The organism is Massilia sp. X63, assembly GCF_041023745.1.
Classification (GTDB): Bacteria; Pseudomonadota; Gammaproteobacteria; order Burkholderiales; family Burkholderiaceae_D; genus Telluria.
The window spans coordinates 58432-84081 of record NZ_JBFTEF010000001.1; the positions used below are offsets into that span (position 1 = coordinate 58432).

General features: G+C 66.4%; 23 protein-coding genes and 1 tRNA gene. 17 read left to right on the plus strand and 7 right to left on the minus strand.

The window, feature by feature from the left end; translation table 11 throughout:
* Window positions 1-12: 12 nt before the first annotated feature.
* Together AB3347_RS00245 and AB3347_RS00250 are read left to right on the plus strand one after the other, a co-directional pair.
* Window positions 13-1692: a methyl-accepting chemotaxis protein gene (locus AB3347_RS00245; RefSeq protein WP_369089768.1), complete on the plus strand. Its 1680-nt coding sequence runs from the start codon at window positions 13-15 to the stop codon at window positions 1690-1692.
* The gene (locus AB3347_RS00250) at window positions 1677-2522 is read left to right on the plus strand and encodes an alpha/beta fold hydrolase (protein ID WP_369089769.1); all 846 of its coding nucleotides are present in this window, start codon (window positions 1677-1679) and stop codon (window positions 2520-2522) included. Before AB3347_RS00245 ends, AB3347_RS00250 begins: the two co-directional genes overlap by 16 nt.
* 46 nt (window positions 2523-2568) lie before the next feature.
* Here the strand turns inward: AB3347_RS00250 and glp are convergent, their stop codons facing one another.
* On the minus strand, window positions 2569-3777 hold the full coding sequence (gene glp / locus AB3347_RS00255) for a gephyrin-like molybdotransferase Glp (protein ID WP_369089770.1): 1209 nt from the start codon (window positions 3775-3777) through the stop codon (window positions 2569-2571).
* A gap of 273 nt (window positions 3778-4050) precedes the next feature.
* On the opposite strand from glp, the gene AB3347_RS00260 reads away from it, so the two are divergent.
* The 9 genes from AB3347_RS00260 to AB3347_RS00300 all read left to right on the plus strand — a co-directional run bounded on the left by AB3347_RS00260 (window position 4051) and on the right by AB3347_RS00300 (window position 12741).
* Entirely contained in the window at window positions 4051-4728 is a 678-nt protein-coding gene (locus AB3347_RS00260; protein ID WP_369089771.1) for a Crp/Fnr family transcriptional regulator, read from the plus strand.
* Window positions 4729-4761: 33 nt separating this feature from the next.
* Entirely contained in the window at window positions 4762-5958 is a 1197-nt protein-coding gene (locus tag AB3347_RS00265) for an NnrS family protein (RefSeq protein ID WP_369089772.1), read from the plus strand.
* 90 nt (window positions 5959-6048) lie between these two features.
* Complete coding sequence (hemN, locus tag AB3347_RS00270; RefSeq protein ID WP_369089773.1) at window positions 6049-7488, plus strand: oxygen-independent coproporphyrinogen III oxidase; 1440 nt, start codon at window positions 6049-6051, stop codon at window positions 7486-7488.
* 181 nt (window positions 7489-7669) lie between these two features.
* Complete coding sequence (locus AB3347_RS00275) at window positions 7670-9943, plus strand: nitric-oxide reductase large subunit (RefSeq protein ID WP_369089774.1); 2274 nt, start codon at window positions 7670-7672, stop codon at window positions 9941-9943.
* A 64-nt stretch (window positions 9944-10007) separates the two neighbouring features.
* Window positions 10008-10271, plus strand: coding sequence for a DUF2249 domain-containing protein (locus AB3347_RS00280; protein WP_369089775.1), 264 nt, complete (start codon window positions 10008-10010; stop codon window positions 10269-10271).
* 9 nt (window positions 10272-10280) lie between these two features.
* On the plus strand, window positions 10281-10718 hold the full coding sequence (locus tag AB3347_RS00285; protein ID WP_369089776.1) for an Rrf2 family transcriptional regulator: 438 nt from the start codon (window positions 10281-10283) through the stop codon (window positions 10716-10718).
* Window positions 10715-10963, plus strand: coding sequence for a DUF2249 domain-containing protein (locus AB3347_RS00290; protein WP_369089777.1), 249 nt, complete (start codon window positions 10715-10717; stop codon window positions 10961-10963). The genes AB3347_RS00285 and AB3347_RS00290 overlap by 4 nt, the downstream gene beginning before the upstream one ends.
* Window positions 10948-12213: a permease gene (locus AB3347_RS00295; RefSeq protein ID WP_369089778.1), complete on the plus strand. Its 1266-nt coding sequence runs from the start codon at window positions 10948-10950 to the stop codon at window positions 12211-12213. Before AB3347_RS00290 ends, AB3347_RS00295 begins: the two co-directional genes overlap by 16 nt.
* Window positions 12214-12255: 42 nt before the next feature.
* The gene (locus AB3347_RS00300; protein WP_369089779.1) at window positions 12256-12741 is read left to right on the plus strand and encodes a chemotaxis protein CheW; all 486 of its coding nucleotides are present in this window, start codon (window positions 12256-12258) and stop codon (window positions 12739-12741) included.
* Between the two features lie 39 nt (window positions 12742-12780).
* On the opposite strand, the gene AB3347_RS00305 is transcribed toward AB3347_RS00300, so the two are convergent.
* Window positions 12781-13779, minus strand: coding sequence for a PAS domain S-box protein (locus AB3347_RS00305; RefSeq protein WP_369089780.1), 999 nt, complete (start codon window positions 13777-13779; stop codon window positions 12781-12783).
* 320 nt (window positions 13780-14099) lie between these two features.
* Here AB3347_RS00305 and AB3347_RS00310 point away from each other — a divergent pair, with 320 nt between their 5' ends.
* The 6 genes from AB3347_RS00310 (at window position 14100) to AB3347_RS00335 (ending at window position 21686) form a co-directional block, all read left to right on the plus strand.
* Entirely contained in the window at window positions 14100-15710 is a 1611-nt protein-coding gene (locus AB3347_RS00310) for a BCCT family transporter (protein WP_369089781.1), read from the plus strand.
* A gap of 83 nt (window positions 15711-15793) precedes the next feature.
* On the plus strand, window positions 15794-16915 hold the full coding sequence (locus AB3347_RS00315) for an aromatic ring-hydroxylating dioxygenase subunit alpha (RefSeq protein WP_369089782.1): 1122 nt from the start codon (window positions 15794-15796) through the stop codon (window positions 16913-16915).
* On the plus strand, window positions 16908-18386 hold the full coding sequence (locus tag AB3347_RS00320) for an NAD-dependent succinate-semialdehyde dehydrogenase (RefSeq protein ID WP_369089783.1): 1479 nt from the start codon (window positions 16908-16910) through the stop codon (window positions 18384-18386). Before AB3347_RS00315 ends, AB3347_RS00320 begins: the two co-directional genes overlap by 8 nt.
* Window positions 18387-18416: 30 nt before the next feature.
* A complete protein-coding gene (locus tag AB3347_RS00325) occupies window positions 18417-19394 on the plus strand; it encodes a 2Fe-2S iron-sulfur cluster-binding protein (RefSeq protein WP_369089784.1) in 978 nt (325 codons plus the stop codon).
* A gap of 70 nt (window positions 19395-19464) precedes the next feature.
* Window positions 19465-20568: a porin gene (locus tag AB3347_RS00330; RefSeq protein WP_369089785.1), complete on the plus strand. Its 1104-nt coding sequence runs from the start codon at window positions 19465-19467 to the stop codon at window positions 20566-20568.
* A gap of 41 nt (window positions 20569-20609) precedes the next feature.
* Entirely contained in the window at window positions 20610-21686 is a 1077-nt protein-coding gene (locus tag AB3347_RS00335) for a tartrate dehydrogenase (protein WP_369089786.1), read from the plus strand.
* A gap of 130 nt (window positions 21687-21816) precedes the next feature.
* Here AB3347_RS00335 and AB3347_RS00340 read toward each other — a convergent pair.
* The 5 genes from AB3347_RS00340 to tolA all read right to left on the minus strand — a co-directional run bounded on the left by AB3347_RS00340 (window position 21817) and on the right by tolA (window position 25645).
* Window positions 21817-21892 (minus strand) — tRNA-Lys (locus AB3347_RS00340).
* Between the two features lie 71 nt (window positions 21893-21963).
* On the minus strand, window positions 21964-22719 hold the full coding sequence (gene ybgF, locus AB3347_RS00345) for a tol-pal system protein YbgF (protein WP_369089787.1): 756 nt from the start codon (window positions 22717-22719) through the stop codon (window positions 21964-21966).
* 111 nt (window positions 22720-22830) lie between these two features.
* Window positions 22831-23355, minus strand: a complete 525-nt coding sequence (gene pal, locus AB3347_RS00350) for a peptidoglycan-associated lipoprotein Pal (protein ID WP_369089788.1) — start codon at window positions 23353-23355, stop codon at window positions 22831-22833.
* Window positions 23356-23391: 36 nt separating this feature from the next.
* A complete protein-coding gene (tolB, locus tag AB3347_RS00355) occupies window positions 23392-24663 on the minus strand; it encodes a Tol-Pal system beta propeller repeat protein TolB (protein WP_369089789.1) in 1272 nt (423 codons plus the stop codon).
* 19 nt (window positions 24664-24682) lie between these two features.
* Window positions 24683-25645 carry a cell envelope integrity protein TolA gene (gene tolA / locus AB3347_RS00360; protein WP_369089790.1) on the minus strand — a complete coding sequence of 321 codons (963 nt, stop codon included), beginning with the start codon at window positions 25643-25645 and terminating at the stop codon, window positions 24683-24685.
* Window positions 25646-25650 lie beyond the last annotated feature (5 nt).

Sequence of the window (25650 nt, forward strand, 5' to 3'; positions counted from 1 at the left end):
CACTTAATCATCGTGAAACTCTCCAACCTGAAAATCGCCACCCGCCTGGGCGCCGGCTTCGGCCTGGTCCTGCTGCTGCTCGTGCTGGTGCTGTCGATCGGCATGCAAGGCTTTCATGCGATCGGCAATTCCACCGCCACCCTCATCGACGAGGACCTGGTGAAGGCCGACGCCGCCACGACCATCGATACCTTGACCCGCGCCAATGCGCGCCGTACGCTCGAACTGTTCCTGGTGACCGGCGCGGACGAGCGCGCCCGGATCCGCGACCGGATCGCCGCCAACAAGAACGACATCACGCAGGCACTGCAGACCCTGGAACGCCTGGTCACGAGCGAATCGGGCAAGGCGCTGCTGGCCGGCGTGGTCGAACGGCGGGTCGCCTACGTCGCTTCGTTCTCCGCGGTGAGCGCGATGATCGAATCGGGCCAGCGCGAGCAGGCCCAGCAACTGGTGATGCGCGAGACCATGCCGCGGCTGGACGCGCTGCAGGAGAGCGTCCAGGCGCTGAGCGCCCACCAGAAGCGGCGCGCCGGCGACAGTGGCAAGGCCGTGGCCGCCATGATTTCCTCCAGCGCCACCCAGATGCTGGTGCTGGGGCTGCTGGCGCTCGGCGCCGGCGCCGCGTTCGCGGTCTGGCTGGCGCGCTCGATCGTGCGGCCGCTGCGCACGGCGGTGCAGGTAGCGCAGGCGGTGGCCGGCGGCGACCTGACCAGCCGGATCGAGATCACGTCCAGCGACGAGCTCGGCGAACTGCTGCAGGCGCTCGAGACCATGAATGACAATCTCGGCAACATGGTCAACGAGGTGCGCCAGGGCACGGATACGATCGCCACCGCCTCGAGCCAGATCGCCAGCGGAAACCTCGACCTGGCCGCGCGCACCGAAATGCAGGCCAGTTCGCTGCAACAGACCGCGTCGTCGATGGAAGAACTCACCGGGACCGTGCAGCAGAACGCGGCCAATGTCCGCCAGGCCAGCGCGCTGGCGAATTCGACCTCGCGGATCACGGCCGAGGGCAGCGATGCGGTGGCCTGTGTCGGCGCGACCATGTCGTCGATCAGCGAGAGCGCGCGGCGCATCGAAGACATCACCGGTATCATCGACGGCATCGCGTTCCAGACCAATATCCTGGCCCTGAATGCGGCAGTCGAGGCGGCGCGGGCGGGCGAGCAGGGCAAGGGCTTCGCGGTCGTGGCTTCCGAGGTGCGCAACCTGGCCCAGCGCTCCGCGGCGGCGGCGAAGGAAATCAAGGTCCTGATCGGCGATTCGGTCGAGAAGATTTCCGACGGAACGCGCCTGACCGGCCAGGCGGCCGACACCATGCGCCAGGTCCTGAGCAGCGTGCAGCGCGTGACCGACCTGATGGCGGACATCAGCGCGGCCAGCGATGAACAGCGCAGCGGCATCGAACAGGTCAACCAGGCCGTGACCCAGATGGACGCGGCCACCCAGCAGAACGCCGCGCTGGTCGAGCAGGCCGCCGCGGCCGCACAGTCGATGCAGGACCAGGCCGGCGCCCTGACCCGCACGGTCCACATGTTCCGGCTTGCCGAGCCCGCGGCGGACGGACGAGCGACCGCCGCTACGCGCAGGCCGGCCGGCGTGCGCGAGCGGCTTGCCGCCGGCGGTTCCCGGCTCCTCCAGCTGGGCAACACCAAGGCCGAGGAGCTGGCATGGACGCGCTCCTGAAAGGTGGGGGCGCGGCATCGGCAGTGCCTGGCGCGGGCGCCCAGTCGGCCCTGTGGCGCAACAACGTGCGCTTCGCGGGCGCGGGCGACCGGACCATCGTCTTCGCCCACGGCTTCGGTTGCGACCAGGCGGTCTGGCGCTGGGTTGCACCCGCTTTCGAGTCGGATCACCTGACGGTGTGCTTCGATCACGTCGGCGCCGGCGGGTCCGATCCGGCTTCCTACTGCCCCGGAAAATATGCCTCGCTGGACGGCTACGTCCAGGATCTGATCGAGCTCTGCGAGCAAGCGCAACTGCGCGACATCGTCTACGTGGGCCACTCGGTCAGCGCCATGATCGGGATCCTGGCGGCGATCCGCGCGCCGGCCCTGTTCGACCGGCTGGTGCTGATCGGGCCGTCGCCGCGCTTCCTCAACGACGAGGGCTATGTGGGCGGCTTCGAGCGCAGCGCCATGGACGAGCTGCTCGGCGCCCTCGAGGACAACTTCGTCACCTGGTCGGCCAGCATGGCGCCGCTGATCATGAACAATCCAGCGCGTCCGGAACTGGGACGGGCGCTGGCCAACACCTTCTGCCGCCTGCATCCCACGGTGGCGAAGCAGTTCGCGCGCGTGACTTTCCTGAACGATTGCCGCGACGCCCTGCCGCTGGTGCGCACGCCATCGCTGATCCTGCAATGCAGCGACGACGCCATCGCACCGCTCGAGGTCGGGCGCTACCTGCACCAGAGAATCAGCGGCAGCGCGCTCAGGATCATGGCCGCGACCGGACACTGCCCGCACTTGAGCGCACCCGAGGAAACCATTGCGGCGATCCGCGCCTTTCTGTGACCGCGGCGGCCTGCCCCAGCCGACCAGTAAAAAGTCGGGCCTGGGCTCAGGCCAGCAGTTCGGCGAAGGGCAGGTAGGCAAGCGTGTCGCCGGGTGCGATGCGCTGGCCGGGCGGGCGCAGGGCCAGTCCGCTGCCCTGCACCGCAGAAGTCATGAGCGCCGATCCCTGGCCGCCGGACAGCACCAGATTGCCGGCTTCGTTGACCCGCACCCGCAGGAATTCGAGCCGTTCGTCGGGACGCTCGACGCTGAAGTCGGCCCGCATCGACAGCGGCCGCGGCAGCACGGCGCGCACCCCCTGCAGACGCAGCAGGAAGGGCCGTACCAACAGCAGGAAGGTCACGAAGCAGGCCACCGGGTTGCCCGGCAGGCCGATGAAGTGGGTGGCGCCGCCGGGCCGGCGCAGGGAGCCGAAGGCGAGCGGCTTGCCCGGCTTCATGGCGATCTTCCACAGGTCGAGGCTGCCTTCGGCGGCCACCGCCGGCTTCACGTGATCGGCATCGCCCACCGAGGCCCCGCCGCAGCTCAGCACCAGGTCGTGGCCGGCGGCCGCGTCGCGCAGCACGCTGCGGGTGGCGTCGAGACGGTCGGGGACGATGCCGAAGTCGTCGATTTCGCAACCGAGCGCGCACAGCATCGACCCGAGGGCGTAGCGGTTGGCGTTGTAGATCTGGCCGGGTCCCAGCGCTGCGCCCGGCATCACCAGTTCGTCGCCGGTGAACAGCATGGCCACGCGCAGCCGGCGCGTCACCGGCAGGCAGGCCAGTCCGTTCGATGCCGCGTAGGCCAGTTCGGGCGCGCGCAGGCGGGTGCCGGCTTCCAGCAGCGGGCCGCCGGCGCGGATGTCCTCGCCGATCCGGCGGATGTGCTCGCCGGGCGCGGGCTGCCGCTCGATGACGACGCTGCGGCCGTCGTCGGCGCCACGGCAGTATTCCTGCATGACGACGGCGTCGGCGCCGGCGGGAATGCCGGCGCCGGTGAAGATGCGGGCCGCGCTGCCCGGGGCCAGCGGGGCGGGGGCGTGTCCGGCGGCAATGCGCTGGCTGACCGGCAGCACGGCGCCGGCGCGGCACTCTGCGCTGCGCACGGCATAACCGTCCATGGCGGCGTTGTCGACGCGCGGCACGTCGATGGCGGCGTATTGGGTCGTCGCCAGCACACGGCCGGCCGCGCCCAGGGTAGCGATGGACTCGGTGTGGGTGACCGGATGGGCCCGGGCCAGGAGAAGGTCGAGTGCGTCCTGCACGCTCAGCATATGGGTACTCGTATGGCAGTTGATCGGAAACGTGTCGCCATCCCGCAGGGAAGGCCGCTGTATTGTCGGAAGGAAAGGGGGAGCCCGGCAATACGCCGGAATGACGATAAGCGCCATGCCGGCTGCTCTACCGCACCGGTCTGTCGGTACGACGGACTAGCCATCGTACGCACAAAGAACTACAGCCTTCGCGCGGGCAGAAGTCTATGATCTGGACCATTCCTATCGAGACACGACGACGCGTCCAGCCAGGCCGCCGGCCACCACCACACCATGCCACGACACCACATCGAACCGCGCCAGTTCCTCAAGCGCCTGCCCCTGTTTGCCGACCTGTCGGCCGAGCAGCTGGACGCCGTCGCGGCGGCCACCAGCGAGGTGCATGCCGCGCGCGGCCACGTCATCTTCAAGCGCGGCGATCCGTGCAACGGCTTTCACACGATCATCTATGGCAACGTCAAGCTGTGCTTCGTGTCGTCCCAGGGCGACGAGAAGGTGGTCGAACTGCTCGGCCCCAACCAGAGCTTCGGCGAGGCGCTGATGTTCATGGACCGCCCCTACATCGTCCAGGCGGAGGCCCTGACCGACTGCATGCTGCTGCACGTGCAGAAGCAGGCAATCTACGGCGAGATCGAGCGCAACCCGGCTTTTTCGCGGCGCATGTTGTCGGGCATGAGCCGCCGCCTGCACGGCCTGATCTCGGACGTCGAATCCTATTCGCTGCGTTCGGGCAGCCAGCGCATCGTCGGCTACCTGCTCAAGGACGACCCGGTGGCGGGGCAGGAAGTGACGCTCTCGGTGAGCAAGAAGATGATCGCTTCGCGCCTCAACCTCTCGCCCGAGTATTTTTCGCGCGTGCTGCACGACATGGCCGACCACGGCATGCTCGCCATCGACGGGCGCAGCATCACGATCCTCGACACCGAACGGCTGCGCGCCTACGAAGGCTGAGCGGCCGCATCCATCCAACACGGGAGCACCATCATGACACTGCTGCGCATCGAAGACCCGGCCGCCACCCGAGCGGGCGGCCCCTTGCGGAATCACCCCTTCCTGGCCCTGGGCTTTCGTCCGTTCTACCTGCTGGGCGCCGCCTTCGCCGGCGTGGCCGTTCCGGCCTGGACCGCCGCGACCCTGGGCTGGATCGCCTCGTCGCGCCTGAATCTCCTGTGGCACATGCACGAAATGCTGTTCGGCTTCGTGATCGCGATCGTGGTCGGCTTCCTGTATACGGCGGGCCGCAACTGGACCGGCCTGTGGACGCCGCGCGGCAGGCAGCTCGGCGCCCTCGTGGCCCTGTGGGTGGCCGGCCGCATTGCGATGCTCGCGCTGCCCCCGGTACCGGCAGCGGCGATCGACCTGGCCTTCCTGCCGCTGGCCACGCTCCCGCTGTACCGGGTGATCCGGCGCGCCGGCAACACGCGCAACCTGGTCATGGTGGTGGTGCTCGCCGTGCTGGCCCTGGCGAATGCCGCCTTCCATGCCAGTGTGCTCGGCTGGCTGGCGCTGTCGCCGATGCAGCCGCTGTATGCGGCGATCGTTGCCGTCGTCGTGATCGAATCGGTGCTGGGCGGACGGGTGATTCCGAACTTTACCGCCAACGCCGTGCGCGGCGTACGCACCACGACCGATCCGCGCCTGGAGAAGGCCAGCCTGGTCCTGACCGCGGCCACCGGCCTGGCCTGGGCCGTGCTGCCGCTGTCGCTGCCGCTTGGTTTGCTGGCGCTGGCGACGGCGGCGGTGCAGGCGGTGCGCATGGCCGGCTGGAAGCCGCTGTGCACCTTGCGCAATCCGCTGCTGTGGATCCTGCACCTGTCGTATGCCTGGATTCCGGTGGGCTTCGCGGTGCTGGCGCTGGCCTGCTTCGGCATGGCGCCGCTCAGTGCCGCGGTGCACCTGCTGGCGGTGGGGGGGATGGGCGGCCTGATCATCGGCATGATCACCCGCACCACGCTCGGCCATACCGGGCGCATGCTCAAGGCGGGAAGGGCGGAGACCGCGATGTACCTGCTGCTGCAGGCCGGCGTACTGGCGCGCCTGGCGGCGGCCCTCGGCGGCGCCGGATTGCGCGAATGGGGCCTGGTGCTGGCCGCCACCTGCTGGAGCCTGGCATTCGCGCTGTTCTGTGCCGTCTATGGTCCCTACCTGGCGCGGCCGCGCATCGACGGGCGCGAGGGCTGAGGGCCCGGCACCCGCGCACGGCATGCGCCGAAGGCTCCCGCTTGCATGCGGCCGCCGCGCCTTGCGCGGCCAACCATTTTTTCATTTTCCATGACTTCACATTCCTACTCTCTCCAGGCGCCGGGCGCCTGCGCGCCGGCTGTCCTGAATGCCGACCTGGTCGCGCGCATGAGCCGCCAGGGACCGCGCTACACGTCCTACCCGACGGCCGACCGTTTCGTGCCGGGCTTCGGCGGCGACGGCTACCGCAGCGCAGTCGACCGGCGCCGCGCGGCGCCGAGCCGTCCCCCCTTGTCGCTGTATGTCCACATCCCGTTCTGCCGCTCGCTGTGCTACTACTGCGCCTGCAACAAGATCATCACCAATGACCGCGACAAGGCCGCCGAATACCTCGGCTACCTGTTGCGCGAGATCGACATGCAGGCTGCCCTGTACGGCGGCATGAACCGGGTCGAGCAGCTGCATTTCGGCGGCGGCACCCCCACTTACCTGAGCGGCGCGCAGATGGACAGCTTGATGCGCCACCTGCGCGAGCGCTTCGACTTCGCTCCCGACAGCGAGGGCGAGTACGGGATCGAGATCGATCCGCGCACGGTCGACGCGGCGCGCATCGCCGAACTGCGCACCCAGGGCTTCAACCGCATCAGCCTCGGCGTGCAGGACTTCGATCCGGACGTGCAGCGCGCCGTCAACCGCATCCAGCCCGAGGCGCTGACGCTCGACGCCATCGCGGCGGCGCGCGCCCACGGGTTCCGCTCGGTCAGCATCGACCTGATCTACGGCCTGCCGAAACAGAGCGTGGCCTCGATGCAGCGCACGCTGGACAAGGTGGTGGCCGCCTCGCCCGACCGCATCTCGGTCTACAACTATGCGCACATGCCGGACCTGTTCAAGTCGCAGCGCCTGATCCGCGAGGAAGACATGCCCTCGGCCCAGACCAGGCTCGACCTGCTGGGCCTGTGCATCGGCCACCTCACGGCGCATGGCTACGTGTACATCGGCATGGACCATTTCGCCAAACCGGACGACGAGCTGGCGCTGGCCCAGCGGGACGGCAGGCTGCACCGCAACTTCCAGGGCTATTCGACCCATGCGGACGCCGACATGCTGTCCTGCGGCGTCTCGGCCATCAGCGCGGTCGCCAATGTCTACAGCCAGAACGAGAAGTCCCTTGGCCGCTATTACGCGGCGCTCGATCGCGGCGAACTGCCGGTGGCGCGCGGCATCGAGCTGAGTCCCGACGACCTGGTACGGCGCGACCTGATCCAGCGCCTGATGTGCGACTTCGATCTCGACATCCATGCCCTGGAAGACCGTCATGGCATCCTGTTCGACGTGTATTTCGCGCGCGAGCAGACCCGGATCGACGCGCTGGCGCAGGATGGTCTCATCACACGCGCCCCGGGCCGCCTGCAGGTGACCGACGAAGGACGCTTCCTGATCCGCAATGTCTGCATGGTGTTCGACCGCTACCTCGGCGCCGACACCGCGCTGCCCCTCCAGCGCATGCCGTATTCGCGCACGATCTGAGAAAGGCGGGTGAGGGCAGGGAGCACCGGCCTGCCTCGAATCTCGCGATGCAGGCCCCAGCCGGATTTTCTTGATCTGGACTATCTATAAGATGTAAATGGTTTGCATCATTTGCGACCGAGGCCTACGATACCGGACAGAAAAACGCAAAAGCGTTCTGTTCACTCTCACAAGGACAATCATGCAAGCCACAAAAAAACTCTGGACATGGCTGGCCGTCATCTGTGTGATCTCGTTTTCCGTACTCGCTTGGGTCGGCAGGGAGATCTACCTGGAGGCCCCGCCGATCCCCCTCACCGTGACCGATGCAAAAGGCCAGGTGCTCTACGAAGGACCGCAGATCCAGCACGGCCAGCAGGCCTGGCTGGCCGCCGGCGGACAACAGCTGGGCAGCGTGTGGGGCCATGGCAGCTACCTGGCGCCGGACTGGTCGGCCGACTGGCTGCACCGCGAGGCGCTGGCGCTGCAAGAGCTGCTGGCGCTGCGCGACTTCGGGCGTGCCTACGGCGATCTCGATGTGGGCCGGAAGGGCCAGGTCGATGCCGGCGTACGCGAGGAGCTGCGCAGGAATACCTATGATGCGCAGACGCGCGTCCTGGCGCTGTCGGACCTGCGTGCGCAAGCCGTGCGGCAGGTGGCGCGCCATTACGCCGGCCTGTTCGGCAGCGACAGCCGCTTCGACGCCCTGCGCGAGCAATATGCGATGAAGACCGGCTCGCTGCCACAGGAAGCCGACCGCGCCGCGCTGACCGGCTTCTTCTTCTGGTCGTCGTGGTCGGCCGCGACCGACCGTCCGGGCCAGCCCGGCCTGAGCTATACCAGCAACTGGCCGCACGAGCCGCTGGTCGGCAATACGCCGACCGCCGGCGCCGGTATCTGGTCGATCGCCAGCGTGATCCTGATGATCGGCGCGATTGCCGGGATGGTGTTCGTCCACGGCCGGCACAAGGAAGAGGACGATCCGGCGGCGCCGAAGAGCGACCCGCTGGCCTCGCTGCGCATGACGCCGTCGATGCGCGCCACCCGCAAGTATTTCTTCGTGGTGGTCGGGCTGATCCTGGCGCAGGTCGGCATGGGCGTCATCACCGCCCACTATGCGGTCGAGGGCACCAGCTTCTTCGGCCTGCCGATCGGCGACATCCTGCCGTTCACCGTCAGCCGCACCATCCACACCCAGTTCGCCGTGCTGTGGATCGCGACCGCGTGGCTGGCGACCGGCCTGTACATCGCGCCGGCCATCTCCGGACACGAGCCGAAGCACCAGAAGCTGGGCGTCAACGTGCTGTTCTATGCGCTGCTGTTCATCGTGGTCGGCTCCACCATCACCGGCTGGCTCGGCACCCTGCGCGCCGCCGGCACCGAGTACTCCTTCTGGATCGGCAACCAGGGCCTGGAGTTCACCAGCATGGGCCGGGTGTGGCAGGTGCTGTTGTTCATCGGCCTGCTGTTCTGGGCCTTCCTGCTCGGCCGCGGCCTGTGGCCGGCGCTGCGCAAGCCGTCCGAAAGCCGCGGCCTGATCGCCATGGTGTTCCTGGCGGCGCTGTGCATCGGCGGTTTCTACGCCACCTCGCTGACCTGGGGCCGCAGCACGCATTACTCGATGGTCGAATACTGGCGCTGGTGGCTGGTCCACCTGTGGGTGGAAGGTTTCTTCGAAGTGTTCGCGACGGCCGTGATCGCACTGCTGTTCGCCCGCCTCGGCCTGATCCGCGCCGCTTCCGCCAACAGCGCGATCGTGCTCGAGACCATCGTGTTCCTGTTCGGCGGCATCCTCGGCACCCTGCACCACCTGTATTTCACCGGCACCCCGACCTCGGTCATCGCGCTCGGCTCGATGTTCTCGGCGCTTGAAGTGGTGCCGTTGTCGCTGATCGGCATCGAAGCGTATCGCAACTACCAGCGCACCAAGGCCGCGCCCTGGGTTCGCAACTACAAGTGGGCGATCCTGTGCTTCATCGCCGTCGGCTTCTGGAACACGGTCGGCGCCGGCCTGCTCGGCTTCTCGATCAACACGCCGATCGCACTGTATTACATGCAGGGCCTGAACATGACCGCAGCGCATGGACATGCCGCGCTGTTCGGCGTCTACGGCATGCTCGGCATCGGCCTGATGCTGTTCTGCCTGCGCGGCCTGAGCGCCGGCATCGGCTGGTCCGATTCGCTGCTGCGTCCGACCTTCTGGCTGCTCAACATCGGCCTGGCGATGATGGTGTTCATGTCGCTGGTCCCGGCCGGCATCTACCAGGCTTATGCCAGCATCACCAAGGGCATGTGGTACGCCCGTTCGGCCGAAGTCGTCCACTCGGGCTTCATGGAGAACATGGTGTGGCTGCGGGTCCCGGGCGACATCGTGTTCGCCATCGGCATCCTGTTCCTCAGCCTGTTCGCCCTGCGCCTGATGCGCGCCAAGCGCGCGCCGCAGGCCGGCACCGGCGTGGTGGCGGCACAGGCCTGAACCATGCAATGCGGCCGCCACGGCGGCCGCGCATATCCACAAAGATCCACGAAAGGAGTTCGACATGCCACACGATTGTTCCGTCACCATGAGCCCGGGCCGCACCTATGTGTTCGACGCCAGGGGCGTCGACCGCCGCTTCCGCCATGCGGCCATCTTTGGCGCCTTGCATACCCTGTTGCCGGGCGAATCGATGAGGTTCTGCAACGATCACGATCCGGTTCCGCTGCTCAATGAAATCGAAGACGTGTTCGGCGAGCGGGTGAATGTCATCTACCACCGCCGTGCCGTCGGCGATGTGGTCATCGATTTCAAGTTGCGCGCCTGAGGGGCCGCCATGCGGCTGACCGAATTCACCGACCACGCCTTGCGCCTCCTGATGTACCTGGGCAGCTGCCACGGCCGCATGGCGACCATCGACGAGGTCGCCTGCCAGTACGGGATCTCGCGCAACCACCTGGCCAAGGTCGTCAACGAACTGGCGGCCGATGGCGTGATCGTGGCGGTCCGCGGACGCTGCGGCGGCATCCGGCTGGAGCGGGATCCGCGCGACATCCGCATGGGCGAGATCGTCCGCCGCACCGAACCGAATTTCCACATGGCGCAGTGCTTCGCCGGCGACACGGCCGCTTGCCCCTTCGGCGCGGCCTGCCGCCTGCGCCAGTCGCTTGCCCAGGCGACCGAGGCTTACCTTGCCGAGCTGAACCGGCTTAGCCTGGCCGACCTGCTGCCCGCGTCCGTTCCCGTCTCCCATACCAAGGAGTTTCTCTCATGAGCGCACCTGATGCCGCCCCGGTTTTTCTCGATGTGTCCGGCCTGTTGCCGCCCGAGCCGATGGAGCAGATCCTGGAAGCCCTGGCCTCGCTCGCGCCCGACATGGCCCTGCAGGTCCTGATCGACCGCGAACCTTTTCCCCTGTACCGGGTGCTCGAGCGCCATGCTTATCGCCACCGCTTGAGCACGCGCGACGACGGCAGGTTCGACCTGACCATCCAGAAACGACCATGCAGCGAACACTGAGCTATGGCGCGATGCCTTCGATCTGGGTGCCCTTGCCCTTTCTGCTGACGGCTCCGTGCTTTGTCTTCGCCGCCGCGCTCCTGCTGATGTGGCAGGGCGAGGCCGCACTGAGTTCGCGCTGGACGCCGGTTACGCTCGCGATGACGCACCTGCTGACCCTGGGCTTCCTGACGATGACCATCGTCGGGGCGCTGTTTCAGATTTTACCGGTGGTCGCCGGGGCCGCGGTCAAGCTGGCCGGCCCGGTGGCGCTGCTCGCCTGGAGCGGGCTGGCAGGGGGAACGGTGGTGCTGGCCGGCGCCCTTGGCCTCGGGCTCGGTCCCGGATTCTACGTGACGGCCGCCAGTCTGCTCGGCCTTGCCGGGCTGGTGGTCCTGGTCGCCGTCGGTGCCGCGATCTCGCAGCGGATCGTGCCGGCGGCCCGGCCCCTGGTGACCGGCGTGCGCCTGGCAATCTCCGGGCTGGCGGTGACCATGGGCCTGGGTGGGGCACTGGCCATGTACCTGGCCGGGCTCGGCACGCTGGACGTGCTGCTATTCATCGACGTGCACGCTTCCTGGGGCCTGGTCGGCTGGATCGTGGCCCTGACCGCCGCCGTCTCGTTCCAGGTGATCCCCATGTTCCAGGGCACGCCGGCCTACCCGCGGTGGCTGGAGCAGGGCATGCCCGTGCTGCTGTTCACGCTGCTGCTGGCCTGGAGCGCCGCCGCGTTGCGGCAGTTGCCCGGCCTGCAGCTGGCGGCAGAGATCGGCGTGGGAGCGCTGATGCTGAAGTACGTCGCGACCACCTTTCAGTTCTTCCGCCGGCGCAAGCGCAAGGCCGATGTCGGCACCTTCTACTGGTGCCTGGCCATGGCTTGCCTGGCGCTGGCGATCCTCGTGCATTTCCTCCCGCTCGCGCCCGACCAGCGCGCCCTGCTGACCGGAGTGCTGGTGATCGCCGGTTTCGGCATGTCGGCGGTGAACGGCATGCTCTACAAGATCGTGCCCTTCCTGGTCTGGTACCACCTGCAGTGCGATGCCCGCGCCGGCCGCGAGCGCGTGCCCGGCGTGAAGTCGATCGTGGACGAGGCCTCGGCCTTGCGCCAGTGGCGCTGGCATGCGGTCGCGCTTGGGCTGCTGCTCGCATCGACCCTGGCGCCCGCCATTCTCGCCAGGCCGGCCGGGCTGTTCATGACGCTGGCCATGTTCCTGCTGATCCGCGACCTTGGCGGGGCCCTGCGGCTCTTCCTGCGCCTGCGCCAGGCCTGAGCCGCCCCCGGCTCCTGTTTTCGACCTCTATCCTGTTCATTCATGCGTTCACTCCACGATGCCAAGCCGAAGCTGACCTTTTCCGGGATGTTTGCGCCGATCCGCCTGCTGCGGGTCCAGGCGCTGGGCACCGAACTGGCGTTCGACGCGGCCAGCCTGTGCGACGTGCTGGCCTTGGCGCCTGGGCATGCTCCAGTGCGCTTCGGCAGGGGGCTCGCGATGTCCTACGAGGGGCGCATCGTTCCGCTGGTCGACTTCCGTTCGCCTGCGGGCAAGGAAGGGGCGATGATGGGAAGCTGCGTGGTGGTCGCCAACGTCCAGCACAGCCGCTTCGCCATGCTGGTCGACTGCATCGGGGAATACGTCCATGTCGACTATGCCGCGATTCGCCCCCCGGAGCCGGCGCTGGCCGAGCGTTGCCCCTATCTGGAAGGATGCATCAGCTGCGCCGGGAGCGAGGTCTACCTGGTCGACCTGGAACGCCTGCTGGGGCCGGCAATCAGGACGCACCTGCACGGAGGAGGATGATGCGTCCGAGGCTGGGCGGCATGGCCGTCCGGCCCGGCGTCACGGCGCCGGCACGGGCGCGATCGCCGCAATCAGGTAGGCCAGCTCGCCGTCGTCACGCCGTCCGCTGGTGGTGCGGACCCTAACCTGCAGCACTGCGCCGCCGCAGCAGCTCAGGGCGGCGTCGAAGGCCGACGGCGTCTTGTACGATGCACTCTTTTTCAAGCGCGCGCCGCCGTCCGCGAACAGCTTCGACAATCCATCGCCCTGCAGGGCGGCCTCCGGATAGCCAAGCATTTCCGCCAGCGCGCCGTTCACGGAATCGCAGCCCAATTCGGCGTCGAACAAGGCCATGCCGTCGGAAGTCAGTTCGAACACGGCGCGAAAACGCGTTTGCTCGTCGCGCAAGGATTGCTCGACGCGTTTTCGCGCGGTGATGTTCATGCTGATGCCGACGAACTTGATGACGCGCCCATCGAATTCGCGCACCGGCGTGGCGCTGGAGTGGATCCAGCGGACCGCCGCGTCGGGCTGGATCAGGCGGAAATCGAATTCATGCGAGGTGCCGGACCGGATCGATTCCTCGTAGATCCGTTGCATCATGGCGATGTCGTCGGCGTGCACGTGCTTGTAGAAGTTCTCGTTGCTGTCGACGTGCCAGCCATAGACCGCTTCCACGTTCGACGAATACTTGACGTCGTCGGTGATGAGGTCCCATTCCCAGGTCACGATGCCGGCCCCTTCCTGCGCCAGCTTCATGCGCGCTTCGTTTGCCATGAGCTCGGCCGTATAGCGGCGCCGTACTTCGGTCAGCGGCAAGTCCACCAGCGTGGCGCTTTCCATTTCCTGCTGCGCCTGTTCGCCGTAGCGCAGCCAGATCCAGTTCACGCCGAGGAATCCGGCCAGCTTGCGCAACTTCTCGTAATCGATCTCCCCGCCCTTGGTCCACTTGTGCACCGCGGGGCGCGACACGCCCAGCACGTTCGCGACCGCCTGCAAGGTCAGGTTCTTATGCTCCAGCAGCTCCTTGAGGCGGAACGCAAAACTGTTTTCTGTCATAGCTCCAATCCGGATGGGGCAGCACGGTGCACTGCCGCCCGAAAGTATAGCTCAGCGCTCCACGGCAGCTTGCATTCTCGCCAAGCCTGGTCGCAGTGGCACCATCGTGGCCGGGAAAGTCCTGCATTTTCCTGCGCATCCTGCGCCGAAAAAAACTTCCAGATAGTGCTTGTGCACGCCATGCAATTTACATAGAATCGTTCGTAAACCCGCACTTTACCGTAAACCGTGGGTTTACAACACCCGCGAATTGGCGCTTGCCCCGGCCAGTCATGTGGGATAACAATCAATCCGTGCGCAAGCGCACAGGAGGAGACTTCATGAAAAACACCTCGCTTCGCAGCGATGGGTTCCTGACCGGCTGCACCATCGCTGCCGTGCTGGCAACCGTCGTCGCCCTGGCGCTATGGCCGGCCGAAACAGCCGCCACCGCCTCCCACCTCTTCGAATGGTCGACCCGCTCTTTCGGGGCATTGGTCCAGCTGCTCGCTTTCGGATGCGTGCTGGCCTGCCTGGGACTCGCGTTCAGCAAGTACGGCAACGTACGGCTGGGAGAAGACAAGCCGGAATATTCGACGCTGTCCTGGATCTTCATGTTCATTTGCGCAGGCATGGGCTCTTCCACCATGTACTGGGGCGTGATGGAATGGGTCTACTACTACCAGACGCCGGGGCTGAACATCGCCAGCGCCAGCCGCGACGCGCTGGAATACAGCATCAGCTATTCGTTCTTCCATTGGGGCTTGAGCGCCTGGGCCATTTACGCACTGCCATCGCTGGCCATGGCCTACCATTTCCATGTCCGCAAGAACAAGGGACTGAACCTGGCTGCCATCGTCGAAGCCGTGACCGGATTCCGGGCCTCCGGTCCGGTCGGCCGGCTGGTCGACCTGATCTTCCTGCTGACGATGTTCGGCGCGCTGACCGTCTCGATCGCCTTGACCGCATCGACCCTGACACGCGGCCTGGCCAGCCTGACCGGACTGCCCGATACCTTCACCATGCAGATCATCGTCATCATCGGCGTGTCGGTCCTGTTTTCGCTGAGCGCCTACGTCGGCATCGACGGCGGCATGCAGCGCCTCAGCCACATGGTCTGCTGGGGCGCCTTGCTGCTGGCGGCGGTCGTGTTCGTCATCGGCCCGACGCAGTTCGCCGCCAATAACATCGTGAACGGGCTCGGCCGGATGCTGCAGGACTACGTGCACATGAGCCTGTTTACCGACCCGACCGGGGAGGGCGGTTTCAGCCGCGGCTGGACGGTGTTCTACTGGCTGTGGTGGGTCTCCTACTCGCCGGGTGTCGCGATGTTCGTCGCGCGGGTCTCGAAGGGACGCAAGATCAAGGAAGTCATCGCGGCCCTCCTGCTGGGCGGCAGCGTCGGATGCTGGTTCTTCTTCGGCGCCCTCGAAAGCTACAGCATGCATCAGTTCATCTCGGGCGCGATCGACGTCCCTCGCATCCTGAAGGAACAGGGCGGCGAGGAGGCGGTGCAGATCCTGCTGCATTCCTTGCCGGCCGGCTCGGTCTTCCTGGCCGTGTACCTGGGCATCATGGTCGTGTTCCTGGCCGCCCACGTCGACGCCGTCGCCTACGCCGTCGCCGCGACCACCACCCGCAACCTGCGCGAGGGCGAAGACCCGACCCCCACCAGCCGGGTGTTCTGGTGCCTCATGCTGACGCTCGTGCCGCTGGCCATGCTCTTCATCAAGGCGTCGCTGGATACGATGAAGACCGCGGTGGTGCTCACGGCCATTCCCTTCCTGGCCATCCTCGCCGTGAAACTGTTCGGCCTGTTCCGCTGGCTGAAGCAGGATTACGGCGATACGCCGGCCCACCTGATCGAATCCAGCAGCGCCCCGCCGCCACAGGCAAGGGCCGCCTCGCCTGAGCGGCCCCCTGGCGCCAAGCAGGTCATCGTTGCAGAGTGAGCGCGGCAAGCACGGCCCCGATTTTCCCGATTTTTTTTGCCACCGAGTTAACCAGCGGTTAACCGTTAAATAAAAGGATACACATGAACGACATCACCAAGCTGCCGGCGGATTTCTGCGCCGATACCGAGAACGCCTGGACCCTGCCCGCGTCGTACTACACCGACGCGGCCGTCTACGAGCATGAAAAAGAAAAGATTTTTGCCCACAGCTGGATCTGCGTCGCGCACCGCAGCGAGCTGGCCGAGCCGAACGACTACGTCACCCGCGAGGTGATCGGCGAAAGCATCGTGGTCCTGCGCGACCGCGACGGCGTGCTGCGGGCTTTCTACAACGTGTGTCCGCACCGTGGCCACCAGCTGCTGACCGGCAGCGGCCGGGCGCGCAACGTGATCACCTGCCCCTACCATGCCTGGACTTTCAAGCTGGACGGCGAGCTGGCCCATGCCCGCAATTGCGAGAACGTGCCCAATTTCGACAAGGACAAGGCCAGCCTGGTCCCGGTGAAGGTCGAAGAGTACGCGGGCTTCATCTTCATCAACATGGACCTCGACGCCGGTACCGTGGAAGAGCAGCTCCCCGGCCTGGAAAGCCGCCTGCGCGCCGCCTGCCCGGTCATCGACCAGCTGCAGCTGGGCGCGCGCTTCGTCACCGAAACCGCGGCCAACTGGAAGAGCATCGTCGACAACTACATGGAGTGCTATCACTGCGGACCGGCGCACCCGGGCTTTTCCGACTCGGTCCAGGTCGACAAGTACACCCACACGCTGCACGGCAACTGGACGCTCCAGTTCGGGCTGGCCAAGTCCTCGGAAAAATCCTTCAAGCTCGACGAATCGATCAAGGATCCGAGCTTCAGCGGCTTCTGGGCGTGGCCGTGCACGATGTTCAACGTGCCGCCGGGCGCCAACTTCATGACCGTGATCTACGAATACCCCGTCAGTGCGGAAGTCACGCTGCAGCATTACGACATCTACTTCCTGAACAAGGAACTGACCGAGGAGCAGGCCAAGCTCGTCGAGTGGTACCGCAACGTGTTCCGTCCGGAAGACCTGAACCTGGTGGAAAGCGTGCAGCGCGGCCTGAAGTCGCGCGGCTATCGCGGCCAGGGCCGCATCATGGTCGACCGCGAGCGCAGCGGCATCAGCGAGCACGGCATCGTGCACTTCCACCGCAAGGTCGCGAAAGAGTACGGCGATGACTGAGCACGCGAATCTGAAGGGCCGCATCCGGCTCAACGACGAAACGCTGCTGCGCCAGCAGGCCTGCATCGGCGGCCGATGGACCGATGCCGCCGGCGGCGCGACGGTGCCGGTGTTCGATCCCGCAAGCGGCGGGCGCATCGGGACCGTCCCCTGCATGGGACGGGACGAGACGGTGGCCGCGATCGACGCCGCCCACGCGGCCCTGCCGGCATGGCGGGCACGCAGCGCCAAGGAGCGCGCGGCGCTGATGCGCAACTGGTTCGACCTGGTCCTGCAACACGAAGACGACCTGGCCGCCATCATGACCTGGGAGCAGGGCAAGCCGCTGCACGAGGCGCGCGCCGAAATCCGCTACGCCGCCTCGTTCATCGAATGGTTCGCCGAGGAAGGCAAGCGCGTGTACGGCGACGTGATCCCGTCGCCGTCCGGGGACAAGCGCTTGCTGGTGGTGCGCGAGCCGATCGGCGTGTGCGCCGCGATCACCCCATGGAATTTTCCCGCCGCGATGATCGCACGCAAGGCCGGTCCGGCCCTGGCGGCCGGTTGCACCATGGTCGTCAAGCCGGCCAACGAGACGCCGTTCAGCGCGCTGGCGCTGGCCGAGCTCGCGCTGCGGGCCGGCATTCCCGCCGGCGTGCTCAACGTCGTCACCGGCGATGCCGTCGCGATCGGCGGCCAGCTCACCGGCCATCCCTTGGTGCGCAAGCTGTCGTTCACCGGTTCCACCCCGGTCGGACGCCTCTTGATGCAGCAGTGCGCCGGCACCGTCAAGAAAGTCTCGCTCGAGCTGGGCGGCAACGCGCCCTTCATCGTGTTCGACGATGCCGACGTCGACGCCGCCGTCGAGGGCGCCCTGCAGGCCAAGTACCGCAACGCAGGCCAGACCTGCGTCTGCGTCAACCGCCTGTATGTGCACGATGCCGTCTACGAGCGCTTCGTGGCGCAGTTCTCGGCCAGGGTCGCGCAGCTCCGCGTCGGCAACGGCTTCGAACCCGGCAGCGAGATCGGTCCGCTCATCAACGGCAAGGCCACCGACAAGGTGTCCGAACTGGTGGCCGATGCGGTCGGCAAGGGCGCCCGCGTGGCGGTCGGCGGCGCCGCCCACGCGGCCGGACCGGGTTTCTATGCGCCCACCGTGCTCACCGAGGTCGTGCCCGGCATGCGCATCCTCGACGAAGAGGTGTTCGGACCCGTGTCGCCGATCGTCCGCTTCCGCTGCGAGGACGAGGTCGTCCGCATGGCCAACGACACCATCTACGGCCTCGCCGCCTATTTCTACAGCCGCGACATCGGCCGCGCCTGGCGCGTGGCCGAACAGCTCGAGTACGGCATGGTCGGCATCAATACCGGCCTGATCTCCAACGAGGTGGCGCCGTTCGGCGGGGTGAAGCAGTCCGGGCTCGGTCGCGAAGGTTCGCGCTACGGCATCGAAGACTATATGGAAATGAAATATCTCTGCATGGCCGTGTAGGCGCAGCTGAGGTTTGAAGAGATCGTACCAATGGAAAATTCATATCAGACCATCCCGGTCAGGGTTGCGCGCGTCGATGCCGTCACTCCGCTGATCAAGCGCTTTACCCTGGTCGCCGCCGACGGCGCCAGGCTGCCGCCCTTTACCGGAGGCAGCCACGTCATCGTCCAGATGCGTGACGGCGCGCAGCGCTACGGCAATGCCTACTCCTTGCTGAGCTCTCCGGAGCAGCTGGAAAGCTACCAGATCGGGGTGCGCCGCGAGACGCCGTCGAAAGGCGGTTCCGCCTTCCTGCACGACCAGGTGAAGGAGGGCGACCTCCTCGCCATCACGCCTCCGAACAACCTGTTCGCGCTGTCGGAGCATGCCCAGCACCACGTGCTGATCGCGGGGGGCATCGGCATCACGCCCTTCATGTCGCAGATGCACGAGCTGCGCCGGCGCGGCGCCAGCCACGAACTGCACTACGCGTTCCGCGCGCCGGAGCACGGCGCGTTCAGCCAGGAGATCGCGGAGCTGGCCCGGGATTCCTCCGGTACGGTGCGCTGCTACGTCGACAGCCTGGGCCAGCAGCTGGACCTGGCCGCGCTGATGGCGGGCCTGGCCGACGGTGCGCATGTGTACGTCTGCGGCCCGGCCGGGCTGATCGAGGCGGTACGCGCCGCGGCAAGCGGCGCCGGCCTTGCGCCGGAACGCGTGCACTGGGAACAGTTTGCGGCGTCCGCTTCCGCGCACGACGGCGCCTTTACCGTCGTGCTGGCGAAGTCCGGCAAGGTGGTGGAGGTCGGGGCCGGGGAATCGATCCTCAAGGCGATCGAGCGCGACAGCACCGTCCAGGTGGAATGCCTGTGCCGCGAAGGCGTATGCGGCACCTGCGAGACCCGGATCCTCGAGGGCGAAGCCGAACACCTCGACCAGTACCTCAGCAATGCCGAACAGGCCGCGCAGAAGACCATGATGATCTGCGTGTCGCGCGCCAGGACCGGAAAGCTGGTGCTGGACCTGTAATTTTCCAGAACAACACAAGACAAGCGACCGGTCCGGCCATGCCGGCCGAGTCGCCATGGAGGAGATAGTGATGAAAGATCCAGGAACGTGGAAGGGCGCCGCCGCGGGGGCCTTGCTCGCCACCGGCATGCTGGTGGCGCTGCCGGCGTCCGCCGATCCGGCTGTGACGATGTATGGCGTGATCAGCAGCGCGCTCAGGTACACATCGGATATCGACGGCCGGCACAATGATCAAACCGAAGTGACCGCCAGCGGCATCGGCGGCAGCCGCCTGGGCATCAAGGGCGCCGAAGACCTGGGCGGCGGCAACCAGGCCATCTTCCAGCTCGAGAGCGGTTTCGGCACGGACAGCGGCAAGCCCGAGTACGGCATCCTGTTCGGCAGGCAGGCCTACGTGGGCCTGGCCGGGTCCTGGGGCAGCCTGACCGTCGGGCGCCAGTACCACGCCGTCAACAACGTCGGCTGGACCTTCAATCCGCTCGACCAGGGCTGGGGCAACTACTGGTCCGATCCGTTCTACTCGGGTGGCGACATCTTCATGCAGGGCTACCGGATCGACAACAGCGTGGTCTACAAGCACACGCGCGGTCCGCTCAGCGTGCAATTCGACTACGGGGCTGGGGAGCAGCCCGGCGGCGGCGCCGGGCGCGGCGCGACCTTCGGCGGCGGCATCCTGTACCAGCGCGACGGCCTGGCGCTCGGCCTCGCCTACGACCGGCGCCGCGCGGCCGCCGAGGGCGGCAACACCGTGGGCAACTACGCCGTCGGCGCGTCCTATGCCTTCGGCAAGGCGACTGCCTACGCTGGGCGCCTGGGGCGCCAGGAAAGCGCCGGCGACGCCCGTTTTTCCCTGTCCTTCGTCGGGCTGGGCTACCAGCTCACGCCCGCCTTGCATCTCTCTGGCGCCTACTACCGCTACGGCCAGAACGCCGGCGTGACGACGCAATTCCAGCCGACCCCGCTCCGGCTGGGCAGCGGCCACGCCGACGTGTTCGCGATGGTGGCCGACTATGCGCTGTCCAAGCGCACCAGCCTGTTCTTCGAGGCCGACGTGAACGACGGTCACGACGGTGCGGTCGGGCGCGAGACCGAATACTGGGGCAGCGGTCCCGTCACCGATGTCGCGCATGCCAGGCGCACCGGCGTCATGCTCGGAATCCGGCATCAGTTCTGACTGGCGCCGGCTCGACTCTTTTCATTTGAAAGCAAACAATCATGAAGAAACACAATATCGCAGTCATCGCCGGCGACGGCATCGGCAACGAAGTCATGCCCGAAGGCCTGCGCGTGCTGCAGGCCGCCGCCGGCAAGTTCGGGCTCGACATCGGGTTCACGACGATGGACTGGGCCAACTGCCAGTACTACCTGCAGCATGGCCAGATGATGCCGGACGACTGGCGCCAGCAGCTCGAAGGCTTCGACGCCATCTACTTCGGCGCCGCCGGCATGCCGGACCTGGTGCCCGACCACATCTCGCTGTGGGGCTCGCTGCTCAAGTTCCGCCGCGAGTTCGACCAGTACGTCAACCTGCGTCCGGTGCGCCTGATGCCCGGCGTGCCTTGCCCGCTGGCCAACAAGCAGCCCGGCGACATCGACTTCTACGTGGTGCGCGAAAACACCGAAGGCGAATATTCGTCCGTGGGCGGAAAGATGTTCGAAGGCACCGAGCGCGAATTCGTGGTGCAGGATGCGATCTTCAGCCGCCAGGGCACCGACCGCATCCTGAAGTACGCCTTCGAGCTGGCGCAGAGCCGCCCGAAGAAGCACCTGACCTCGGCCACCAAGTCGAACGGCATCTCGATCAGCATGCCCTACTGGGACCAGCGGGTCGAGGCGATGGCGCCCTCGTATGCCGACGTCAAGTGGGACAAGTACCATATCGACATCCTGTGCGCCCGCTTCGTGCTGTCGCCCGAGCGCTTCGACGTGGTGGTGGCGTCCAACCTGTTCGGTGACATCCTGTCCGACCTCGGCCCGGCCTGCACCGGTACCATCGGCATTGCGCCATCCGCGAACCTGAACCCGGAGCGCAGCTTCCCCTCGCTGTTCGAACCGGTGCACGGTTCCGCGCCCGATATCTTCGGCAAGAACATCGCCAATCCGATCGGCATGATCTGGTCCGGCGCGATGATGCTGGAATTCCTCGGCAACGGCGATGCGCGCTACCAGGCGGCCAACGCGGCCATCATGAAAGCCATCGAGACGGTGCTGGCGCAGGGGCCGACCACACGCGACCTGGGCGGCACGGCCAGCACGACCGAGGTGGGAGAGGCGATCGCAGCACTGATTTAAGACCCGCAGGCGCTCGTGGCGCCGACCGTTGCACAAGGTCGGCGCCAGGTGCGCTCGACCGGCGCGGTCAGGCTGGAACTGCAATGCAAAAAGCCCACGCACCGAAATGCGTGGGCTTTTTACGTATTCGTGGTAGGCCGTGCTGGGCTCGAACCAGCGACCAACGGATTAAAAGTCCGCTGCTCTACCAACTGAGCTAACGACCCGAAGAAGCAAGATTATAGGGGGCGCCGCGCTCGCTGTCAAATACTGCCCGGCAGGGCGGCGCGCCGAAAGATCATTTCAGCGAAGCCAGGCGATCCTTGGCCGTCCTGGCGGCGCTCGACTCCGGATACTTCGACACCAGCTGCTGCAGCGCCTTCTTGGCGTTCTTGCTGTCCTTCAGCAGGGCGTAGCTGCTGCCGATGTTCAGCATGGCGTCCGGCACCTTGGGGCTGCCGGCGTAGGTCGTGGTGACGACTTCCTGGGCCGCGATCGCCTTCTTGTAGTCGCCCAATGCGAAATAGGCGTTGCCCAGCCAATACTGGGCGTTGGCGGCGTAGGCCGATTCCGGGAAGCGGCGCACGAAATCCTGCAGGGCCGCGCTCGCGCCCTTGTAGTCGCCGGTCTGGAACAGGGCGGTCGCGTTGTCGTAGGCGGTTTTCTCGGCCGGCAGCACCGAGGCGCTCTGGCCGTCGACGGTTTCCTGCTGCGGCTCGAGCTTCTTGATGCGCGAGTCGAGGTCGGCGTACAGCTGCTTCTGGCCTTCCTGGGCGCGGGCGATCTGGTTGGCCAGCACTTCGATCTGGCCGCGCAGGCGCGCGATTTCCTGCATGGTCTGCTCGTGCTGGTTCAGCATGTCGAGCTGGACGGTCTTGTCCGACTTGGTCTCGATGCGGGCGTTCAGGTCGCGGGCAATGGCATCGACCTTGGCGCGCAGGTCGAGGATGGCCTTGCGCGCTTCGTCGTCGTCGAGCAGGCCGGCTTGCGCCTGCAGCGGCAGCCAGGCCGCCAGGATCAGGCAGGCAAGACGGGACGGGGACAATTTGATCATGTCAGTTCTTTCCGGTTGCAGAGTAAAAACGGGGCGGATGCAGTCTGCACTGCTGTCCGCCCCGTTGTCAATCAGCCGAGTCTTAAAACCTGTCGGCGTGATCGTGAAGGATTACTGGTAGACGATGTCGGCGCGGCGGTTCTGGGCCCAGGCTTCTTCGTTGCTGCCCATGGCCTTCGGCTTTTCTTCGCCCAGCGAGACGGCTTCCATCTGGCCGTCCGACACGCCCAGGGCGGCCATCGCACGACGGACGGCTTCGGCACGCTTCTGGCCCAGGGCCAGGTTGTACTCGGTGCCGCCGCGTTCGTCGGTGTTGCCCTGGATCAGGACCTTACGGCCGGTGTTCTTGGTCAGGTATGCCGAGTGGTTGGCAACCACCGGCTTGCCGTCTTCGCGCACGACGAAGCTGTCGTAGTCGAAGTAGACGCTGCGGTTGGCCAGCACGCCTTTCGGATCGTTCAGCGGATCGACGTTGCCGGTTTCCACCGGGCGGATGACGCGCTCAGGCTCGGCCTGGGCCACCGGTGCCGGGGTCGGGGTCTTTTCGACGACCGGGGTTTCCTGCAGCTTGGTCGACGAGCAGGCGGTCAGCAGGACAGCCGAAGCGATGAGGGCCAATTTCTGGAAGTTGCGCATGGTTTTTCTCCTTGTCTATTAAAGTTTTACTGCTATTTACTTCATGAAGGGACCCCAGCTGGGCTCCCGAATGTTTCCCGCATTGGTGCTCAAGCGCTGCTTGACCCGTCCATCTACCGAGACCACGGCCAGCGAGGCACGCCCGCCGCCCTTGATCGCATACATGATGTACTTGCCATTCGGCGAAAAACTCGGTTCGGTGGCCCCATCGGCCAGGCGCAGCTCCTGGCCGCTGGCCAGGTCCATCGCATAAAGGGAGAAATTGCCGTTGCGCTGGGAAATCCAGGCGAGGGTCTTGCCGTCAGGCGACACGCGCGGGCTGATGTTGTAGTTGCCGTTGAAGGTCACGCGGGTGGCATTGCCGCCCGCGGCGCTCATCTTGTAGATCTGCGGGCCGCCGCTGCGGTCGCTCATGAAGTAAATGGTCTGGCCGTCCGCCGAGAACTGCGGCTCGCTGTCGATCGCCGGGTTGTTGGTCAGGCGGCGATGGCCGCTGCCGTCCGCACCGACGGTGTAGATTTCGGTATTGCCGTCCTTCGACAGAGCCACGGCCAGCAGGTCGCCGCTCGGCGACCAGGCCGGCGCCGAGTTGTTGCCCTTGACGTTGGAGATCACGTTGCGCTTGCCGGTGCGCAGGTCCTGCAGGTAGACCACCGGCTTGCGGTCTTCCAGCGAGACGTAGGCGACCTTGGTGCCGTCTGGCGACCAGGCCGGCGAGATGATCGACTCGCGGCCGAAGGCGGCCACGATTTCGTTCTCGCCGTCGGCGTCGGCCACCACCAGGGCGTGCTGCTTGCCGGTGTCCTTGACGTAGGCGATGCGGGTCGAGAAGATGCCGCGCACGCCGGTCAGCTTTTCGTAGACGTCGTCGGCGATGCGGTGCGCCTGCAGGCGGGTGAACTGCGGCTGCACTTCGCCGCCCAGCTGCGAGATCGGCGCGCCCTTGACGGTGTCGTGCAGCTTGTAGCGGATCGCGAAGCGGCCGTCCGGTTGCTTGCTGACGCTGCCCACCACCAGGGCGTCGGCGCCCTTGGCCCGGAACGCGGCCAGGTCGACGTTGGCGCTGTCGCTGATGGTCTGGCCGGCGTCGATCACCTTGAACACGCCGCTGCGCTCGAGGTCGGCGCGGATGATGTCGGACACGTCGGCGGGGGCGATGCCTTCGTCGGCGAAGGCGGCCACCGCAACCGGGATCTGGTTGCTGCCGACACCGGCGATCTCGACCTTGATCTGGGCCTGGGCGAATTGTGCTGTGCTGGTGCCCATCAGCAGGGTCGCGCTAAACAGCAGGTAGTGGAGTTTTTTCATCATCTGTTCCTGAAACTGGTCAGTCGTAGTCTTTCATCGAGAAGTTGACGTCGAGCGTGCGTTCCACCGTCCCGTCCTTTTTCTTGGGAAGCGGCGATGCTTTTTTGATACCATTTTCCACTGCTCTGTCAAACTCGGGCACACCGCTGCTTTTCACCAGGCGCACCGACATGATTTCGCCGGTCGGCAGCTGCTCGACCTTGAACACCGCCTTCGGATTGCCCGGCATCGTGGTGCTGCCGCCGTAGGCGGTGGCGCTCTTGATGGCGGCGGTGATCGCGGCGACGTAGCCGGCATCGGCCTTCGGCGCGGTCGACTTCGCGGCCGAGCCGCTCGTGCCCATGGCGCCGGAAATGCGCTTGAGCTCGTCCTGCGCGATCTTCGCGAGCTTGGCGGCCTCGGCCTTTTCCTTGGCAGCTTTCTCCTTCGCGGCCTTCTCGGCAGCGAGCTTATCGGCTTTCTTCTTCTCGTCGGCTTTCTTCTTGTCGTCCGCTTCCTTCTTGGCGAGCTCTTTCTTCTCGCGCTCGGCTTCCTCGCGCTCCTTCTTCTTCTGTTCGGCGAGCTCCTGCTTGCGCTGCTCTTCCTTGCGCTTTTGCTCGAGCTCCTTCTTTTCGGCCAGTTCGCGCTTTTCCTGTTCCTTGCGCTCTTTCTCGCGCTGCAGGTTGATGTCCGGCGGCGGCGTCGGGGCAGGGCGCTCCACCGGCGGCGGCTCGACCGGACGCGGCGGCGGCGCGGGCTCGGGTTCCGGCTGCGGCTCGACCTTCGGCGGCGGTGGCGGCGGCAGTTCGGGCGCGGCGGCGCTCTGCACCGACATGTCCCACACTTCGGCCTCGACCGCAACCGGTTCGTTGCTCTGCCAGCTGATGCCGAACCACAGGAAACCGAGCAGGACGGCGTGCACGGCCACTGCCAGCAGGAAAGCAGGCAGGCGGCTCGGTTCTGGCGGCACGCGGTAGGGCGCGCCGGCGGCGGCAGGCTTCATTGCTG

Bases quoted from the DNA above. Each gene is read 5' to 3' on its own strand.
- AB3347_RS00250 (WP_369089769.1), top strand. From the start codon at position 1,677: ATGGACGCGCTCCTGAAAGGTGGGGGCGCGGCATCGGCAGTGCCTGGC.
- glp (WP_369089770.1), bottom strand. From the start codon at position 3,777: ATGCTGAGCGTGCAGGACGCACTCGACCTTCTCCTGGCCCGGGCCCAT.
- AB3347_RS00260 (WP_369089771.1), top strand. From the start codon at position 4,051: ATGCCACGACACCACATCGAACCGCGCCAGTTCCTCAAGCGCCTGCCC.
- AB3347_RS00265 (WP_369089772.1), top strand. From the start codon at position 4,762: ATGACACTGCTGCGCATCGAAGACCCGGCCGCCACCCGAGCGGGCGGC.
- hemN (WP_369089773.1), top strand. From the start codon at position 6,049: ATGACTTCACATTCCTACTCTCTCCAGGCGCCGGGCGCCTGCGCGCCG.
- AB3347_RS00275 (WP_369089774.1), top strand. From the start codon at position 7,670: ATGCAAGCCACAAAAAAACTCTGGACATGGCTGGCCGTCATCTGTGTG.
- AB3347_RS00280 (WP_369089775.1), top strand. From the start codon at position 10,008: ATGCCACACGATTGTTCCGTCACCATGAGCCCGGGCCGCACCTATGTG.
- AB3347_RS00285 (WP_369089776.1), top strand. From the start codon at position 10,281: ATGCGGCTGACCGAATTCACCGACCACGCCTTGCGCCTCCTGATGTAC.
- AB3347_RS00290 (WP_369089777.1), top strand. From the start codon at position 10,715: ATGAGCGCACCTGATGCCGCCCCGGTTTTTCTCGATGTGTCCGGCCTG.
- AB3347_RS00295 (WP_369089778.1), top strand. From the start codon at position 10,948: ATGCAGCGAACACTGAGCTATGGCGCGATGCCTTCGATCTGGGTGCCC.
- AB3347_RS00300 (WP_369089779.1), top strand. From the start codon at position 12,256: ATGCGTTCACTCCACGATGCCAAGCCGAAGCTGACCTTTTCCGGGATG.
- AB3347_RS00305 (WP_369089780.1), bottom strand. From the start codon at position 13,779: ATGACAGAAAACAGTTTTGCGTTCCGCCTCAAGGAGCTGCTGGAGCAT.
- AB3347_RS00310 (WP_369089781.1), top strand. From the start codon at position 14,100: ATGAAAAACACCTCGCTTCGCAGCGATGGGTTCCTGACCGGCTGCACC.
- AB3347_RS00315 (WP_369089782.1), top strand. From the start codon at position 15,794: ATGAACGACATCACCAAGCTGCCGGCGGATTTCTGCGCCGATACCGAG.
- AB3347_RS00320 (WP_369089783.1), top strand. From the start codon at position 16,908: ATGACTGAGCACGCGAATCTGAAGGGCCGCATCCGGCTCAACGACGAA.
- AB3347_RS00325 (WP_369089784.1), top strand. From the start codon at position 18,417: ATGGAAAATTCATATCAGACCATCCCGGTCAGGGTTGCGCGCGTCGAT.
- AB3347_RS00330 (WP_369089785.1), top strand. From the start codon at position 19,465: ATGAAAGATCCAGGAACGTGGAAGGGCGCCGCCGCGGGGGCCTTGCTC.
- AB3347_RS00335 (WP_369089786.1), top strand. From the start codon at position 20,610: ATGAAGAAACACAATATCGCAGTCATCGCCGGCGACGGCATCGGCAAC.
- ybgF (WP_369089787.1), bottom strand. From the start codon at position 22,719: ATGATCAAATTGTCCCCGTCCCGTCTTGCCTGCCTGATCCTGGCGGCC.
- pal (WP_369089788.1), bottom strand. From the start codon at position 23,355: ATGCGCAACTTCCAGAAATTGGCCCTCATCGCTTCGGCTGTCCTGCTG.
- tolB (WP_369089789.1), bottom strand. From the start codon at position 24,663: ATGAAAAAACTCCACTACCTGCTGTTTAGCGCGACCCTGCTGATGGGC.
- tolA (WP_369089790.1), bottom strand. From the start codon at position 25,645: ATGAAGCCTGCCGCCGCCGGCGCGCCCTACCGCGTGCCGCCAGAACCG.